Here is a 17,836-nt window from a genome sequence, read left to right as displayed (position 1 = left end):
CATGTGTGGTATCGTTGGAATAGTCGGAACATCCCCTGTGAATCAGGCGATTTATGATGGCTTAACTGTTTTGCAGCACCGTGGTCAAGATGCCGCGGGTATCATTACCATTGAGAATAATACGTTTAGCTTGCGCAAAGCAAATGGCTTAGTGAAAGATGCCTTTCACACACGTCATATGAAACGACTACAAGGTACAATTGGTCTTGGCCATGTGCGCTATCCTACAGCAGGATCTTCAAGCTCATCTGAAGCACAGCCTTTTTATGTTAACTCACCGTTTGGTATAGCACTTGCCCATAATGGCAACCTTACTAATGCAGAAGCTTTAAAAGAGCAGCTATTCTCTGAAGCACGTCGTCACGTTAATACAACATCAGACTCTGAAATTTTACTTAATATCATGGCACACGAATTAAGCAAATCTGATAAGTTGCATTTAGACCCTGAAGATATTTTTACTGCGGTAACCGAAGTAAACAATAAAGTAAGCGGTGGTTATGCAACTATTGCTATGATTATCGGCCACGGCATTGTTGCTTTTCGCGACCCTAATGGTATTCGCCCACTTGTATTTGGTAAACGCGAAACCGAAAAAGGTACTGAGTACATGTTTGCCTCAGAAAGCGTTGCGTTGAAACCGGACGGTTTTGAGTTTGTACGTGATGTTGCCCCTGGTGAAGCTATATATGTTACAGAAGAAGGTGAATTCCATTCACTTAGTTGTGCTGATAAGGCATCTTACTCGCCGTGTATTTTTGAATTTGTTTATTTTGCTCGACCTGACTCAACAATAGACCGTATGTCTGTGTACGCAACACGGGTAAACATGGGGACTAAACTAGGCGAAAAAATTGCACGTGAATGGGCTGATAAAGATATTGATGTAGTTATCCCAATCCCAGAAACTTCATGTGATGTAGCACTGGAAATTGCACGTGTGCTTGATTTACCGTATCGCCAAGGTTTTGTTAAAAACCGTTATATTGGTCGTACATTTATCATGCCTGGCCAAGAGATGCGTAAAAAATCAGTGCGTCAAAAGCTAAACGCAATTGATCGCGAGTTTAAAGGTAAAAACGTATTATTAGTTGATGACTCAATTGTTCGTGGTACAACATCAGCACAAATTGTTGAAATGGCCCGAGAGTCTGGCGCTAAAAACGTTTACTTTGCATCAGCTGCACCTGAAATACGTTTCCCTAATGTGTACGGTATTGATATGCCTTCAGCAGCTGAGCTTATCGCTCACGGACGTGAAGTTGAAGATATTAATGCAAGTATTGGTTCTGACGGTTTAATCTTTCAATCGTTAAAAGATTTAATTGCTGCGGTTAGCCAAGAAAATCCTGAAATTACTAAGTTTGAAACTTCAGTATTTGATGGCCAATATATTACTGGCGATATTGATCAAAACTATTTAAATCGTATTGATAAGCTACGTAACGATTCAGCAAAAAGCACCCGAGAAAGTGCGATGTCTTCAGGTTTAGAAATACACAACCAAGACGAAAACGAAGCTGATTAATGATTAGTTAATAAAAAGTCGTTACACAAAAAAAAGGAGCTAATTAGCTCCTTTTTTGCGAAGGAAAGAAAGGGAACATTTCTATCAAACACGACTCTTTATTAGGTAAACTTTATTAAGTAAACATTGGGCTAACAATCCCATTAGTCCAAAGCATAGCTGTTACAGCTAAAATAATAACCAGTAATATTAATCCACACGTTACTACCGAGCTGGCGTAAATAAAGCCACGCTCTTCTGGGATATGCATAAGTATTGGTACGCCGGTGTAGAGTAAATAAACCGAGTAAGCCAGTGCAATAATTCCAATACACACTACAAACCAAAGTACAGGCCAAAAAGCGGCGAGTGCCGACATAAACACTGGTGTTGCAGTATATGCTGCAAGTTCAAGTGTTTGTGTAAATGTAGGTTTAGAGCCAAATGTAACCGCCATCCAATGGGCTAAATACGCCAATGCAAAAACACCCGCTATTAATGCAAAATACATTGCACCTGCAATTAGCAGTGCACTATCGTGCGTTAAAAATACGGGATTGCCTGCACCTATACTCCATCCTAAATAAACAGATGAGTAGTAGCCCATTATTGAAGGAAATAAAGCAATCAGTAAAATATGCGACAAACTATAGGTTAAACTTTCATGGCGATTATCTATTGTTTGCCATTCTTCAAGTGGGTGAGCATAAATGCCCCAGAGGTGATTTAGTATCATAGTACTTACTCCATAAAAGGAACGTATTATTGTTTTGGTTGGTTTATTTTTATACAGTCTATGTACAGTTATGGTTCACTTATTTTGCAAAGTCAAGTTAACTCGGTATTAACATTTAGACGCAGATCAGGGCTTTGATTTATCCCAAGCAAAATTTCGTGTTAAAATAATGGTCTATCAAATTTATTTAGTAATGAGCAGTCAACGTGCCACATAGCCAACTTTTAGAGCCGATTAATAACTTTTTATTGTGTACCACCCCAGAGCAATGGGTAGAGCAAGCAATTAAAAAAGAAAACTTATCAGTCATTTTAATAGATCACTTAATTTGTGAATTAAAAGCAGCTCAAAGTGCGATGTTTTTAATACGTAAATACGCGGTAGATAAAGAGGGTAGTGATGCATTACTCGAGTGGCTAAAGCCATTTGAAACGCTTATTTACAAACGAGAAGGGAATTGGCGCGATCTGGCTGCTAAAAATAAGCTCACTAAATCAATAATTCCTAAATCGAGTTCTCCATACGGGCAAGGTCTAATCGATAAAATGGTTTTGCTGATAAAAGAAGAGCTGCATCACTTTTATCAAGTGCTCGAAATTATGGACGAGTACGGTGTTGAGTATCAAAGTATTACACCATGTCGTTACGCAAAAGGCATGCTCCGTCATGTTAAAACGTTCGAGCCCAATGCATTAGTCGATAAGCTAATAGTAGGCGCTTATATTGAGGCGCGTTCGTGTGAGCGTTTTGCAAAGCTTGCACCGCATGTTGACAAACGTTTAGGTGATTTTTATATTTCGTTGTTACGTTCAGAAGCGCGTCATTACCAAGATTATTTAACTTTAGCGCAAGAAATTGCTGATTTTGATATTACCGAACGCGTAAACTTTTTTGGTGAAAAAGAAAAAGAGCTAATTTCTACAACCGATACTGATTTTAAATTTCACAGCGGTGTTCCAATAACGCAAAGCTAATTTTCTTTTAAGAAATTAATATACTCTGCTATTTTCTGATTGCTGAAATTATGTTTTTTCATAATTTTAGCAATGCATCCATTTTTAGTTATTATATCAATTCCTCTATTAAATTTTTGTAAGTATTCTTTGGCTCTATAATTTGATTTAGAGACAACTAAATATAGTTTATGAGAAGCAAGATCTGGCGATAAGTACTCAATATTATTATCATCTGAATCTTCGGTTTTAGTGTGTTCAAGCCAATAATTTCCAACCTCTTTAGTACCCGCGACTAAATCAATACGCCCTTGTTGTAGTAAATATAAGCTTGTAGGAAGGCTTTTAGTGGACGTTATTGCCAGCTCCCTATTTCTAGCAAACTCTTGGCTTACAACGGCATTGTCTTCTATACCAATACTATAAGGTGTTAATGATTGAACTGTACCATCGAAATTAATAACACTCTCTTTTCGTTTGAAAACTCCTGAGTGAGCAACTGCAAGTGGACGAGAGTAGTAAAAAACTTCATTTCTTTTTAATGAATAAAAAGCACCTAAAATAGCGGTTTTTCTGTTTTTTTCTAATAGCTTTAGGGCGCGGTCCCAGGTCGTAAACTCGGCTTCGCTATTAATACCTTGCGTTTTAAGAGCTGATTCGGCTATTTCATATAGCCAGCCATTACTAGGTAGGTTTTCGCTAAAATAGGGAGGGTAGTTTTCTGTAACAATTTGCCATGTTTGCTTGCTAAATACTTGTGTAGGAATGGCAATTACTACGATGAAAATTAACAGCTTAATCATTCAACCTCTCACTATTATTCATATATATAGATAAATAATAGTCAGAATTTTAAATTATGCGAAAGGCGTGCTAATTAATTCTTGTGATTGAGGGGTAACGACTAAATAAGAGCCTTGGGTATACCAGTCACCTAGCACTGTGCGAGTAAGTGTTTGTTCATTAACTTTATACGTATGAACATTAGGGCGGTGAGTATGACCATGAATCATATTCGTAACGTTATGTTTGGCAAAGGTGGCAAGTACAGCCTCATCGACAACGTCTAAAATTTCGATAGGTTTATCAGCTTGGCTTAACTTACTTTTTTCGCGGGCATTACGCGCTATTTTTTTACGATACCAAAGCGGCATTGCAAGCATCAATTTTGGCCACCACCAACCACGGCTCTTTTTACGAAAGTTTTGATATTCAGTGTCTTGAGTGCACATTTCGTCGCCATGTAAAATAACGGTAGGCGTGCCATATAAATCAATGACTGTTTGTTCATCGAGTAATGTCATTGCGGCCATGTCGGCATATTGCTTGCGCATAATGAAATCACGATTGCCATGTATAAAATAAACAGGTGTGCCACCATCATTAACGGCGCTTAAATGTTTTGCTACATCGGCACTCAGTGCAGTAATGTAGTCATCTCCAACCCATACTTCAAAAAAATCACCCAAAATATAAAGTGCATCTACATCTTTATTTAATATATGTGTATTTAAAAAGTCAAAAAATGCAGCGCTAATGTCGGGGCGGTTTTCGCTTAGGTGTAAATCTGCAATAAAGTAAGTTTGGCGAGTCATAGGTCAGTCTATTCTAGTTTTAAAAAAACGGGCACATACTAATAGTATACACCCGCTTATATACTCACATAATATGAGTAAACGTTACTAGTTAACAGTAACGCTTTCTATAATCACATCTTCAAGAGGTACGTCTTGGTGAAAACCAGTACTACCTGTTGCAACTGCTTTAATCTTATTTACTACGTCCATGCCTTCTACTACTTCAGCAAAAACACAATAACCCCAACCTTGCGATGTTTCGCTGCTGTGGTTTAAAAAGTCGTTGTTGTTCACGTTAATGAAAAACTGTGCTGTAGCTGAATGAGGATCAGGTGTACGTGCCATAGCTAAAGTGCCTACTTTATTAGACAGGCCATTATTCGCTTCATTCTGAATTGGGTCGTTTACTTCTTTTTGTTCCATACCTGGAACAAAACCACCGCCTTGAACCATAAAACCATCGATTACGCGATGAAAGATAGTGCCGTTGAAAAAATCAGCATTTGCATACTCTAAAAAGTTTTTAACTGTGTTTGGAGCTTCTTGCTCAAACATTTTAATGGTGATGTCACCAAAATTAGTGTGTAGAACAACCATGTGTTTTCCTATATCCGGTTTAAATATTGGCGCTATTTTATCGTAGTTGGCTAAGATTAACAAAGTAGATGTTTGGTTTGTTATAAAGCGCTAGAGCAGGGGCTTTTCAAGTGGTAACATAACTGTTCAAGTAAATAGTCAAGGACTCAAAGTAAATGGTAAATATATACAACACACTCACGCGACAAAAAGAGCAATTTAAACCTATGGTCGAAGGGAAAATCGACATGTATGTGTGTGGTATCACCATTTATGATTACTGCCATATTGGACACGCTCGTACTTTTGTTGGTTTTGACGTTATTGTGCGCTACTTACGTCATATTGGTTACGATTTAAAATATGTACGTAACATTACAGATATCGACGATAAAATAATTAAGCGTGCGAACGAAAATGGTGAGTCAATAAACGACTTAACTGTGCGCATGACTAAAGCGATGCATGAAGATTTTGATAGCCTAAATATGCTACGCCCAGATATTGAGCCAACAGTTACAAGCCATATGGATGAAATTATCGTTATGGTTAAGCGCTTGATTGAAAAAGGCCATGCCTATGTTGCAGCCGACGGCGATGTTTTGTTTGATGTATCAACGTTTGAGCAATACGGTGCACTTTCTCAGCAAGATTTAACTATGTTGCAATCAGGTTCTCGCGTTGAAGTGGCGCAAGATAAAGACGATCCACTTGATTTTGTGTTATGGAAAAAAGCAAAAGCAGGTGAACCATCATGGTCATCACCTTGGGGTGAAGGGCGTCCGGGTTGGCATATTGAATGTTCGGCAATGAGCTCAAAGCACTTAGGTGAGCATTTTGATATTCACGGTGGGGGGTCTGATTTACAGTTTCCACATCATGAAAACGAAATTGCACAATCGTGCTGTGCAAACAACGGCAAGTATGTAAATACATGGATTCATACTGGCATGGTTCAAGTAAACAAAGAAAAAATGTCTAAGTCGTTAGATAACTTCTTTACAGTGCGTGAAGTTTTAAAAGCATACGATCCTGAATCTGTTCGTTACTTTTTAATTTCAGGTCATTACCGCAGCCAACTAAATTACTCACAAGAAAATTTAGACCAAGCGCGTTCATCACTTGAGCGCATTTATACAGCGCTTCGTGATGTCGAACCGGTAGAGTGCGATTTAGAAGGTAATGAGTTTGTTGCTAAATTTAGAAAAGCAATGAATGACGACTTTAATACACCAGAAGCACTACCTGTGTTGTTCGAACTTGCTAAAGAATTAAACCGCGTAAAAGAAAGTGACGCAGTTCAAGCTGGGCAACTTGCGTTTATATTACGCAGTATTGGTAACGTTTTAGGTGTTGCTCAACAAGCACCGGAAGCCTTTTTACAAGGCGGGCAAGATGACGACGAAGTTGCGACAATTAAAGCATTAATTGTAAAACGTAATGAAGCACGTGCGAGTAAAAACTGGGCTGCTGCTGATGAAGCACGTGATGCGCTTAATGCGTTAGGTGTAATACTTGAAGATTCAGCCGGTAAAACAACGTGGCGTAAAGCGTAAGCGTTTAAAGTAATTCACGTTCAACTAAAAAAGGGTTGCCAAATGGCAACCCTTTTTTGATTTTTTAACAGCTTAGCTGTGATATTTCTCACACGCTTCAAGTGTGTTTTCAATTAAGCTCGCGACCGTCATCGGGCCAACGCCACCTGGTACAGGTGTAATAAAATGCGCTTTTTGTTCAGCCACACTGTATTGAACATCACCGACTAATTTACCCGTGTCTAAACGGTTAATGCCTACATCGATGACTATAGCGCCTTCTTTTATCCAATCTCCAGGTATAAACTCAGGTTTACCTACAGCCACAACTAATAAGTCAGCGCGGCGAACATGCGTTTCTAAGTCTTGAGTAAACTTATGGCATACTGTGGTAGTACAACCCGCTAATAAAAGCTCTAACGACATTGGACGACCAACAATATTTGACGCGCCAACGACAACTGCATGCATCCCTTTATAACGTACACCCGTTGAATCAAGTAATGTAATAATACCTTTAGGGGTACATGGGCGAAGGGCAGGCATACGCTGTGCTAATCGACCAATGTTATATGGATGAAATCCATCAACATCTTTATGTGGGGTAATGCGTTCTAAAATCTTTTCAGCATCAAGACCTTTTGGCAGTGGTAACTGCACTAAAATTCCATCAACTTCGGCATCATTATTTAGCTCGTCAATTAAATCTAAAAGAGTTTGCTCTTGCGTGTCTGCTGGTAAATCAAATGATTTGGAGATAAAACCTACTTCTTCACAGGCTTTACGTTTTGAACCAACATAAACTTGGCTTGCTGGATCAAGTCCAACAAGTACTACTGCAAGTCCTGGTGCACGTAAACCATTTGCTACACGTTCACTTACGCGTTCTGCTACAGCGCTACGTACTTGTTTTGCGATTGCCTTACCATCAATGATGTTTGCCGTCATGGGTGACCTTTAATTGGGGTTAATTAACTAGATACCGATACTCTAAAAACGAATGCATAATAAAATAGGGGTAAAAATGCTAATAAAGAAAACATACTCTTTATTTAACTCGTTTTATAATGTGCCTACTATTTTCGCAGAAAAGCATAGCAGCGCCAAGTTGCTTTTAATGTATATAACATTTGAGTTATTAAATAGTTTAAATTTCAGCCTACTATTATAATATTTAACCATTGTGCACTAAAAATGAGCACTTGATTGGTTTTATTAAAAAAACGTTTGACCTAACCCCGTCAAATCACTATTATGCACCCCGTTGTCAACGAGGTCACTCGCTAACAATAATAAGTTTCGGCGATTAGCGCAGTTTGGTAGCGCACTTGGTTTGGGTCCAAGGGGTCGCAGGTTCAAATCCTGCATCGCCGACCATTTTTATAATTTATTATAATCGAATAGCTTATTGGTAAACTATGAAGTTTTCGATGCGCCCATAGCTCAGCTGGATAGAGCAACGCCCTTCTAAGGCGTGGGTCGAAGGTTCGAATCCTTCTGGGTGCACCATTTGAAAACATGTAAATATAGCGGTGATTGTAGCTCAGTTGGTAGAGCCCCGGATTGTGATTCCGGTTGTCGTGGGTTCGAGCCCCATCAGTCACCCCATTTACAACGAATATCGGCGATTAGCGCAGTTTGGTAGCGCACTTGGTTTGGGTCCAAGGGGTCGCAGGTTCAAATCCTGCATCGCCGACCATTTTCTTAAAATGGTCTTAAACTCTCAGTTTAAGTGTTCAGTATGAAAAAAGAAGTTAACTCTTCAATGTCGGCGATTAGCGCAGTTTGGTAGCGCACTTGGTTTGGGTCCAAGGGGTCGCAGGTTCAAATCCTGCATCGCCGACCATTTTCTTATCTAATAAGAATAATAAGTAAATTCCTCTAAGTTATAAATCTAAATCTGTTAGCCTATAATTCTATTAAATAATTTCTACTTTAATCCATTCAATGCCTAGTTAGCCTGTTTTTTATTCAGTTAGTCTCTATAGTCCCTTATCTAGTCCAAATAATTGCCCCCTATACTCGACTATCATAAATATTAGGTTATAATGCCGCGTCTATTGTTTAACATAGTGCCCGAAGGGCAAAGCAGCAATGGTATCTCATGGTAGCGACGGATGCTTTTAAGCGTGAAAAACCGCTTAAACTTTATCAAGACTCATGCAGATCACTTTGTTTGTAAAGGAAGGCGAACAGTCGCCAAAATTGAATATTGAGGTAAATCATGCAAGTTTCTGTTGAGACGACCCAAGGCCTTGAGCGCCGTATAACTATCACCGTTCCTTCAGAGAACGTTGAGACCGAAGTAAAAAAACGCCTACAACAACTGTCAAAAACACAGCGTATAGATGGTTTCCGTGCTGGTAAAGTTCCAGTATCTGTAATTAACAAGCGTTTTGGCCCTGCAGTTCGTCAAGAAGTTGCTGGCGAAGTAATGCAACGTAATTACATTGAAGCAATCGTTTCTGAAAAAATCAATCCAGCTGGCGCGCCTACATTCGCACCTAAATCACTTGAAGCAGGTAAAGATTTAGAATTCTCAGCAACGTTTGAAGTTTACCCTGAAGTTGAAGTTCAAGGTTTAGATAAAATTACTGTTGAGAAACCAGCGGTAACAGTGACTGACGAAGATTTAGCTAACATGCTAGAAACACTTCGTAAGCAACACGCAGCGTGGGCTGATGTTGATGCAGCTGCTGGCGAAAACGACCGTGTAACAGTTGATTTCGTAGGTACTATCGACGGTGAAGTATTTGAAGGCGGCAAAGCTGAAGACTTCCCATTAGAACTTGGCCAAGGTCGTATGATCCCAGGTTTTGAAGATAACATCGTAGGTAAAAAAGCAGGCGAAGAAGTAGTTGCTGATGTAACTTTCCCTGATGATTACCACGCTGAAAACTTAAAAGGTAAAGCGGCTCAATTCACTATCACAGTGAAAAAAGTTGAAGCGCAAGAATTACCAGAATTAAGCGAAGAGTTTGCAACTAAATTCGGTGTTACCGAAGGCGGCGTAGACGCGCTTAAAGAAGAAGTTAAAAAGAACATGACACGTGAGCTAGACCAAGCGGTTAAAGCAAGCGTTAAAGACCAAGCAATCAAAGGTCTTTTAGCTAACAACGAAATCGAAGTGCCTAAAGCACTTGTTGATCAAGAAGTTGATGCTCTACGTCAGCAAGCAGCTCAACGTTTTGGCGGCGACGCTCAAAACATGCCAGAGCTTCCAGCTGAATTGTTCCACGAGCAAGCTGTAACACGTGTTAAAACTGGCCTTTTATTAGGTGAAGTGATTAAAGCTAACGAGATTAAAGTTGATGACGCTAAAGTTGAAGCATTAATCGCAACGGTAGCTTCTGCATACGAAGACCCAACTGAAGTAGTAGAATACTACAAAGGTAATGATCAACTTATGCAGCAAATGCGTAATGTAGCAATGGAAGAGCAAGCTGTTGAAGCTATTTTAGCTAAAGCAGTTGTTACTGATGTTGAAAAAGCATTTGATGACATCATGAATCCACAGCAAGGTGCTTAATAAGTCATTGACTTAAGCTCTCGCTAACGATTAAATGGCTCGTGCTACTCTGTTTATACAGCGTGCCCGGGCCATTTTAGTTTTTGGCTCTAAATTTGCGAAAAACGATAACTATGCTTCCTTATAATAAGGATAAGTATAAGCGCATAAGGAATTAAATAAGTATGAATACTGGTATTACAGATCCCCTAAATGCATTGGTCCCAATGGTTGTTGAACAAACACCGAAAGGCGAGCGCTCGTATGATATTTATTCGAGATTATTAAAAGAGCGTATTATCTTTTTAACAGGTCAAGTTGAAGACAACATGGCAAATCTGATTTTAGCGCAAATGCTATTTTTAGAATCAGAAAATCCTGATAAAGATATCTTTTTATACATCAACTCACCAGGTGGTTCAGTAACTGCGGGTATGGCTATTTACGACACAATGAACTTCATCAAACCAGATGTAAGTACAATATGTGTAGGTCAAGCTGCAAGCATGGGTGCTTTTTTACTTACTGCTGGCGCTAAAGGTAAGCGTTTTTGCCTACCAAACTCACGTGTGATGATTCACCAACCATTAGGTGGTTTCCAAGGTCAAGCATCTGACTTTGAAATACATGCTAAAGAAATTCTGTCTATTAAAGATAAGCTTAACCGCTTAATGGCTGAGCATACAGGCCAACCATTAGATATTATCTCTAAAGACACAGATCGTGATAACTTTATGAGTGCCACGCAAGCTGTAGATTACGGCTTGGTAGACTCTGTGTTTACAAATCGCGACAAAAAGTAAGCGCTTGGCGAACAGGATTGCCTGTTTGCCACTTTGAGTTACTATGCGAAAACCAATAAATTTTGGTATAGTTAAAGCGTATTGAAATAGCCGCCAACAGTTTTGGTGGCCAACGTAATAAAATGAGGTAGCTGAATGTCTGACACTCCTACAGACGGCGACAAAAGTAATAAATTGTTATACTGCTCTTTTTGTGGCAAAAGCCAACATGAAGTGCGTAAATTAATTGCAGGCCCTTCAGTATACGTTTGTGATGAATGTGTAGAGTTGTGTAACGATATTATCAGGGAAGAGATCAAAGACATTGCTCCTAAGCATGATACGTCTGACAAACTACCTGTACCAAAAGAAATTCGTAAACACTTAGACGATTATGTTATTGGTCAAGATCATGCTAAAAAAGTATTGTCTGTTGCCGTTTATAACCATTATAAACGTCTACGTAACCAATCGACTAAGCAAGACATTGAATTAAGTAAAAGTAATATTTTGCTTATCGGCCCAACAGGTAGTGGTAAAACATTACTTGCAGAAACATTAGCGCGTCTACTTGATGTGCCGTTTACTATGGCCGATGCCACTACATTAACCGAAGCAGGTTATGTAGGTGAAGATGTTGAAAACATTATTCAAAAGCTTTTACAAAAATGCGATTACGATGTTGAAAAAGCGCAACGTGGCATTGTTTACATTGATGAAATTGACAAAATTTCTCGTAAATCAGATAACCCGTCAATTACACGTGATGTATCGGGTGAGGGCGTTCAACAGGCGCTACTTAAACTGATTGAAGGCACCGTTGCTTCTGTTCCACCGCAAGGTGGTCGTAAACATCCACAACAAGAGTTTTTACAAGTAGATACTTCTAAAATCTTGTTTATTTGTGGTGGTGCATTTTCAGGCCTAGATAAAGTAATTGAGCAACGTAGCCATAAAAATACCGGTATCGGTTTTGGCGTTAGCGTGAAAGAATCTGCGGCGAGTCGTTCTTTAAGTGAAACTTTTAAAGACGTAGAACCAGAAGATTTAGTTAAATACGGCTTAATTCCTGAGTTTATAGGTCGTTTGCCAGTAGTTGCTACGTTAACAGAACTTGACGAAGCTGCTCTTGTGCAAATATTGAGTGAACCTAAAAACGCGATTACTAAACAGTTCTCAGTATTGTTTGGTATGGAAGACGTTGAACTTGAGTTTCGCGATGATGCCTTAGCTGCAATTGCCCACAAAGCAATGGAGCGTAAAACAGGTGCACGTGGTCTTCGTTCAATCGTTGAAGGTGTGTTACTTGATACTATGTACGAACTTCCTTCAATGGATGACGTAAGCAAAGTGGTTATTGATGAAACCGTTATTAAAGGTGAGTCAGACCCAATCTTGATTTATGAAAATAATAAACAAGATAAAGCTGCATCAGAATAGTTTTTAAGCTATTTGAATGAAAAAAGGAGCCTTAGGCTCCTTTTTTTATAATTAATTTAATCGAGTATGGGAAAATTGTTGAACTTTAATTAGGTTATCCCCATATACTTGAGTAATCTTTAAAATAAATGAAGTGCGAAGAGAAACTATAATGACGCTTGAGAGAACCGACCGAGTCGAAATCCCAGTCCTTGCACTGCGCGATGTTGTGGTATACCCGCACATGGTGATCCCGCTTTTTGTTGGCCGTGAAAAATCAATAAAATGCCTAGAAGCGGCAATGGACAAAGACAAACAAATTTTCTTGGTTGCACAAAAAGATGCAACTGTAGATGAACCAGAGCAAGATGATATTTATCGTATCGGTACTATTGCCACTGTACTTCAGTTATTAAAATTACCAGACGGTACAGTTAAAGTTTTAGTTGAAGGTACACAGCGCGCACAAATTGAAGAATTTGTAGATAACGATGACTTTTTTGTTGCTAATGCTCAATTTATTGAATCTGATTCGGTAGATGATAAAGAACAAGATATTTTTATTCGTAGCGCAATTAGCCAGTTTGAAGGCTATGTAAAGCTAAACAAAAAAATTCCACCTGAAGTACTAACTTCAGTTTCAGGTATTGATGAGCCAGCACGCCTTGCCGACACAATGGCAGCCCATATGCCGCTTAAAGTACCTGAAAAGCAAAAAGTGCTCGAAATTTCAAGCGTTACAGAACGTCTTGAATATTTAATGGCATTAATGGAAGGCGAAATAGACTTACTGCAAGTTGAGAAGAAAATTCGTACTCGCGTTAAAAAGCAGATGGAAAAGTCTCAGCGCGAGTATTACCTCAATGAACAAATGAAAGCCATTCAAAAAGAGCTGGGTGAGCTTGACGATGTACCTGACGAATTTGAAGCACTTAAAAAACGCATCGAAGAATCGGGTATGCCAGCAGAGGCACAAGACAAAGCGACGACAGAGCTTAATAAGCTTAAGATGATGTCGCCAATGTCTGCAGAAGCGACTGTAGTGCGTTCATACATTGACACATTAATTAATGTGCCATGGAAAAAACGCTCTAAAGTGAAAAAAGACTTAGCGGGCGCGCAAAAAATTCTTGATAGCGATCACCACGGCTTAGATAAAGTAAAAGAACGCATTATTGAGTACCTCGCGGTCCAACAGCGTACTAATAAGCTTAAAGGACCAATTTTATGTTTAGTTGGGCCACCAGGTGTTGGTAAGACATCACTTGGGCAATCTATAGCGCGTTCAACTGGTCGTAAGTATGTGCGTATGGCGCTTGGTGGCGTACGTGATGAAGCTGAGATTCGTGGTCATCGTCGTACATATATTGGTTCAATGCCAGGTAAGCTAATTCAAAACATGACAAAAGTGGGCGTTAAAAATCCATTATTTTTGTTAGATGAAATCGATAAAATGTCATCAGACATGCGTGGCGACCCAGCTTCAGCACTATTAGAAGTGCTTGATCCTGAGCAAAACAGCCACTTTGCCGATCATTACCTTGAAGTAGATTACGATTTATCTGATGTTATGTTTGTAGCAACATCAAACAGCTTTAACATTCCTGGCCCATTATTGGACCGTATGGAAGTTATTCGTTTATCGGGTTACACCGAAGATGAAAAGCTAAACATTGCAAAAGAGCACTTAATTACTAAACAAGTAAAACGTAACGGCTTAAAAGAGTCTGAAATAGTTATCGAAGATAGTGCAATTATTGGCATTATTCGTTACTACACACGTGAAGCGGGTGTACGTAACCTAGAGCGCGAAATTTCAAAACTATGCCGTAAAGCAGTTAAAAATATCTTACTTGAAAAAGACACTAAAACAGTGACTATCAATCAAGATAACCTAGAAGACTTTTTAGGTGTGCAACGCTTTGATTATGGTAAAGCTGAAGATGGCGACCGTATTGGTCAAGTTACAGGTTTAGCATGGACAGAAGTTGGCGGTGATTTGCTAACAATCGAATGTGCGGCTGTACCAGGTAAAGGTAAACTTACTTATACCGGTTCACTGGGCGATGTGATGCAAGAGTCGATTCAAGCGGCAATGACGGTAGTACGTAATCGCGCAGATACATTTCGTATTAATAGCGACTTTTACGAAAAACGTGATATTCACGTTCACGTACCAGAGGGCGCAACACCGAAAGATGGTCCTAGTGCGGGCGCAGCAATGGTAACAGGTCTTGTATCTAGCTTAACGGGTAACCCTGTACGAGCAGATGTTGCAATGACCGGTGAAATTACGCTACGTGGTGAAGTACTTCCTATTGGTGGCTTAAAAGAGAAATTATTGGCGGCGCATCGTGGTGGAATTAAAACAGTAATCATTCCAAAAATTAACGAACGTGACTTAAAAGAGATTCCAGAGAACGTGCTGGCAGGTCTTGATATTCACCCAGTTACTTGGATTGACGAGGTGTTAAAGCTTGCTTTAGTGCATCCTGTTGAGAGTTTTTCGGTCGAAACACCTAAAAACCAAGAAAAAAGCTAAAAAAAGTGCTTTTTAGGGCTTTTCAAATCTAAACGGTATGATAAGTTAAGCACTGGTTTTCAAGCCTAGCCCTTATGGGGCGTAGGCTTAAGAAAAATATAATCATGTGAGCATTAAAAGTTTGCTCTACAATTTTCAAAAAAGTGATGTTAGTTTAAAAAACCATCGCTCTTGATAATAACAATGAAAGAGGATGATATTGTGAATAAATCTCAATTAATCGATCAAATCGCAGCTGATGCTGACATTTCTAAAGCGGCTGCAGGTCGTGCACTAGATTCATTCATCGAATCTGTATCTGGCGCGCTAAAAGAAGGCGACTCAGTTGCACTTGTTGGTTTTGGTACTTTCTCAGTACGTGACCGTGCTGCACGTTCAGGCCGTAACCCGCAAACTGGTGAAACAATCCAAATTGCTGCTGCAACTATTCCAGCTTTTAAAGCCGGTAAAGCGCTTAAAGACGCAGTAAACTAATCACTGTTTTAAACACATTAGTTATGGCGAGTGTAAAGTTACTGATTCACCACAACAGATGAATTAAGTAACTTTACCGCCAGTTACTTCAAGTGAAAAAGCGTATCTGGTAAGATACGCTTTTTTTACATGTGACAAGGTAAAATACCTTGATCAAAAAGAGATAAACAAATGCTTGAGAAAATCAGAGAAGGTTCGCAAGGACCTGTAGCCAAAATAATTTTAGGCGCGGTGATTTTATCTTTTGCCTTAGCAGGGATCGGTAGTTACTTAGGTCAAACCACAGAACAACCCGTTGCTGAAGTAAATGGAATTAAAATTAGTCAAACCGATTTTAACCGTGCTTACCAAAATGAACGTAGCCGTTTAGAGCAACAATTTGGTGAATATTTTACACAAATTGCCGCTGATCCAAATTACATGGCGCAAATTCGCCAAGGTGTAGTTGACCGCTTAGTACAACAAGAATTGCAATCACAGCTAGCGGCTGATTTAGGCCTTCGCGTAAGCGACGAAAGTGTACGTAAAACAATTTTAGAACTACCGTACTTTCAAATTGGTGAAAAATTTAATAACGATCGTTACTTACAAGTAATTCGTCAAATGAACTTTCAACCAGATGCTTTTCGTGAATACTTACGTAAAGATATGACACGTAGTCAGGTAGTATCTGCTGTTGCAGGTACAGACTTTGCCCTAGAGAGTGAGCTTAAAAGCGCAATTGCTCTGCAGCAGCAAACTCGTAGTATTGACTACTTAGTCATTAATAAAGAAGCGCTTGCCGCGGACGTAGAAGTATCAGAGCAAGAAGTGTCTGATTACTATGAGCTAAACGCATCACAATTTTTATCTCCAGAGCTTATTTCAGTAAGTTATATTGAGCTTAAAGCAGCAGATATTAATGTTGAATCGGTAACCGAGGACGACGTTAAAGCGTATTACGAGCAAAACAAAGCGCAGTACATAGAACCTGAAAAACGTCGCGTATCACATATCTTAATTGATAACAGTGAAGACGATGATGCAGCAAAAGAAAAAGCCAATGCACTTCATGCACAACTAGAGCAAGGTGCAGACTTTGCTGAGTTAGCAGAATCATCATCTGACGATATCGTTAGTGGCGAAATGGGCGGCGACCTTGAATGGATTGAACGTGACGTAATGGACCCTGCATTTGAAGACGCGACTTTCGCACTGCAAAACAAAGGTGACATTTCTGAGGTTGTTGCTTCTGAGTTTGGTTATCACATAATTAAACTTACAGACATTCAACCACAACAAGTTAAAGCGTATGACGATGTTAAAGCTGACTTACGTGCTGAATTAGAACAAGCTGAAAAAGTAGATGCGTTTTACGAAAAGCAAACAGAAATGGGCGCACTTGCATTTGAAATTTCAGACCGCTTAGACGACGCTGCAGAAGTTGCTGAAGTGGAAGTTAAATCTACACCTCTTTTAGCACTTAATGCTCTACCAGAGCCTTTAAACAGCCCTGCAGTTGTAACAGCACTAACATCAGTTGATTTACTTGAAGATAAAGTAAACTCTGAAGTTATTGAGCTTGGTGAGGAGCATGCAATTATTGTTCGTATTAACGAGCATAAACCTGCTGCTACTAAAGCGCTGGATGAAGTAAGCGAGCAAATTAAAGCGCGTTTAGTTAATGAAAAATCATCTGAGCTTGCTAAAGAAAAAGCGCGTAGCTTATTTGCAGAAGTACAAGCAGGTAAGAGCTTAAACGATGTAGCAAACGAGCAAAGCTTGACGGTTCGTCAAGAAGCGCAGTTAACACGTCAAAGCTACACTGTTTCACCTGCTATTGTGACTCAAGCATTTAAAATGGCTCACCCAGCAGATTCTGCGGTAGTTGAGCTTGTGAATTTAAATAATGGTGATGCAGCAATTGTTGCGCTTAAGTCGGTAACAGATGCACAAGTTGCAGCTAATATTGACCCTCAAGCAAAACAAAGCATTACTATGGCGCAAGCTAATAAAAACTACATGGTATTTATTGAAGCGCTTAAAGCAAATGCTGAACTTAACTTACCAACGGCTACACAAACTGTTGAATAATTAATTTTAGCTCATAAAGAAAGGCGCTTTTAAAGCTGTCTCTTATACACAAATCCCTGCTAAGAAATTAGCGGGGATTTTTTTGAACTAAATCTCAATGTCATGATCAGATCTTCAAATCTTGTTTGAGGGCACATTATGATTAACGAACATA

14 protein-coding genes and 5 tRNA genes are annotated in these 17,836 nt (G+C 39.3%); 14 read left to right on the top strand and 5 right to left on the bottom strand.

Annotated features, from left to right (window positions below):
- The first annotated feature begins 1 nt into the window (after window position 1).
- Window positions 2-1,528, top strand: coding sequence for an amidophosphoribosyltransferase (purF, locus tag I6F47_RS00095; protein WP_007580920.1), 1,527 nt, complete (start codon window positions 2-4; stop codon window positions 1,526-1,528).
- A 115-nt stretch (window positions 1,529-1,643) separates the two neighbouring features.
- Here purF and I6F47_RS00090 read toward each other — a convergent pair whose 3' ends face one another.
- Window positions 1,644-2,243 (bottom strand): Yip1 family protein, encoded by a 600-nt coding sequence (locus tag I6F47_RS00090; protein ID WP_007580923.1) that lies wholly within the window; start codon window positions 2,241-2,243, stop codon window positions 1,644-1,646.
- Window positions 2,244-2,449: 206 nt separating this feature from the next.
- Here I6F47_RS00090 and miaE point away from each other — a divergent pair, with 206 nt between their 5' ends.
- Entirely contained in the window at window positions 2,450-3,217 is a 768-nt protein-coding gene (gene miaE / locus I6F47_RS00085) for a tRNA isopentenyl-2-thiomethyl-A-37 hydroxylase MiaE (protein ID WP_197111004.1), read from the top strand.
- Here miaE and I6F47_RS00080 read toward each other — a convergent pair.
- From I6F47_RS00080 to I6F47_RS00070, 3 genes are all read right to left on the bottom strand, one after another.
- The gene (locus I6F47_RS00080) at window positions 3,214-3,999 is read right to left on the bottom strand and encodes a transporter substrate-binding domain-containing protein (RefSeq protein ID WP_197111005.1); all 786 of its coding nucleotides are present in this window, start codon (window positions 3,997-3,999) and stop codon (window positions 3,214-3,216) included. The genes miaE and I6F47_RS00080 overlap by 4 nt on opposite strands.
- A gap of 54 nt (window positions 4,000-4,053) precedes the next feature.
- The gene (locus tag I6F47_RS00075) at window positions 4,054-4,791 is read right to left on the bottom strand and encodes a UDP-2,3-diacylglucosamine diphosphatase (RefSeq protein WP_007580929.1); all 738 of its coding nucleotides are present in this window, start codon (window positions 4,789-4,791) and stop codon (window positions 4,054-4,056) included.
- A gap of 87 nt (window positions 4,792-4,878) precedes the next feature.
- On the bottom strand, window positions 4,879-5,370 hold the full coding sequence (locus I6F47_RS00070; protein WP_007580931.1) for a peptidylprolyl isomerase: 492 nt from the start codon (window positions 5,368-5,370) through the stop codon (window positions 4,879-4,881).
- A 155-nt stretch (window positions 5,371-5,525) separates the two neighbouring features.
- Between I6F47_RS00070 and cysS the strand changes: the two genes are divergently transcribed.
- Window positions 5,526-6,905 carry a cysteine--tRNA ligase gene (cysS, locus tag I6F47_RS00065; RefSeq protein ID WP_197183132.1) on the top strand — a complete coding sequence of 460 codons (1,380 nt, stop codon included), beginning with the start codon at window positions 5,526-5,528 and terminating at the stop codon, window positions 6,903-6,905.
- Window positions 6,906-6,977: 72 nt separating this feature from the next.
- Here cysS and folD read toward each other — a convergent pair whose 3' ends face one another.
- On the bottom strand, window positions 6,978-7,832 hold the full coding sequence (gene folD, locus I6F47_RS00060; RefSeq protein ID WP_002958348.1) for a bifunctional methylenetetrahydrofolate dehydrogenase/methenyltetrahydrofolate cyclohydrolase FolD: 855 nt from the start codon (window positions 7,830-7,832) through the stop codon (window positions 6,978-6,980).
- Window positions 7,833-8,184: 352 nt separating this feature from the next.
- Here folD and I6F47_RS00055 point away from each other — a divergent pair.
- The 11 genes from I6F47_RS00055 to I6F47_RS00005 all read left to right on the top strand — a co-directional run bounded on the left by I6F47_RS00055 (window position 8,185) and on the right by I6F47_RS00005 (window position 17,682).
- Window positions 8,185-8,261 (top strand) — tRNA-Pro (locus I6F47_RS00055).
- A 55-nt stretch (window positions 8,262-8,316) separates the two neighbouring features.
- Window positions 8,317-8,393: transfer RNA gene (locus tag I6F47_RS00050), tRNA-Arg, on the top strand.
- Window positions 8,394-8,416: 23 nt separating this feature from the next.
- Window positions 8,417-8,492, top strand: a tRNA-His gene (locus I6F47_RS00045).
- A 14-nt stretch (window positions 8,493-8,506) separates the two neighbouring features.
- Window positions 8,507-8,583: transfer RNA gene (locus tag I6F47_RS00040), tRNA-Pro, on the top strand.
- Window positions 8,584-8,653: 70 nt separating this feature from the next.
- A tRNA-Pro gene (locus I6F47_RS00035) sits at window positions 8,654-8,730 on the top strand.
- 378 nt (window positions 8,731-9,108) lie between these two features.
- Entirely contained in the window at window positions 9,109-10,413 is a 1,305-nt protein-coding gene (gene tig / locus I6F47_RS00030) for a trigger factor (protein WP_007580935.1), read from the top strand.
- A 164-nt stretch (window positions 10,414-10,577) separates the two neighbouring features.
- Complete coding sequence (gene clpP / locus I6F47_RS00025; protein ID WP_007580937.1) at window positions 10,578-11,195, top strand: ATP-dependent Clp endopeptidase proteolytic subunit ClpP; 618 nt, start codon at window positions 10,578-10,580, stop codon at window positions 11,193-11,195.
- Between the two features lie 135 nt (window positions 11,196-11,330).
- Window positions 11,331-12,614 carry an ATP-dependent protease ATP-binding subunit ClpX gene (gene clpX / locus I6F47_RS00020; protein ID WP_002958344.1) on the top strand — a complete coding sequence of 428 codons (1,284 nt, stop codon included), beginning with the start codon at window positions 11,331-11,333 and terminating at the stop codon, window positions 12,612-12,614.
- A gap of 151 nt (window positions 12,615-12,765) precedes the next feature.
- Window positions 12,766-15,135 (top strand): endopeptidase La, encoded by a 2,370-nt coding sequence (gene lon / locus I6F47_RS00015; RefSeq protein WP_197152826.1) that lies wholly within the window; start codon window positions 12,766-12,768, stop codon window positions 15,133-15,135.
- A 183-nt stretch (window positions 15,136-15,318) separates the two neighbouring features.
- Window positions 15,319-15,609: an HU family DNA-binding protein gene (locus tag I6F47_RS00010; RefSeq protein ID WP_157823336.1), complete on the top strand. Its 291-nt coding sequence runs from the start codon at window positions 15,319-15,321 to the stop codon at window positions 15,607-15,609.
- A gap of 171 nt (window positions 15,610-15,780) precedes the next feature.
- Window positions 15,781-17,682: a SurA N-terminal domain-containing protein gene (locus tag I6F47_RS00005; RefSeq protein ID WP_101163092.1), complete on the top strand. Its 1,902-nt coding sequence runs from the start codon at window positions 15,781-15,783 to the stop codon at window positions 17,680-17,682.
- Window positions 17,683-17,836 lie beyond the last annotated feature (154 nt).

This window comes from Pseudoalteromonas sp. NZS37, from assembly GCF_015864265.1.
GTDB lineage: Bacteria > Pseudomonadota > Gammaproteobacteria > Enterobacterales > Alteromonadaceae > Pseudoalteromonas > Pseudoalteromonas arctica.
The sequence above is the reverse complement of the archived record's forward strand: the minus strand, read 5'-3'. Positions and strand labels throughout refer to the sequence as shown.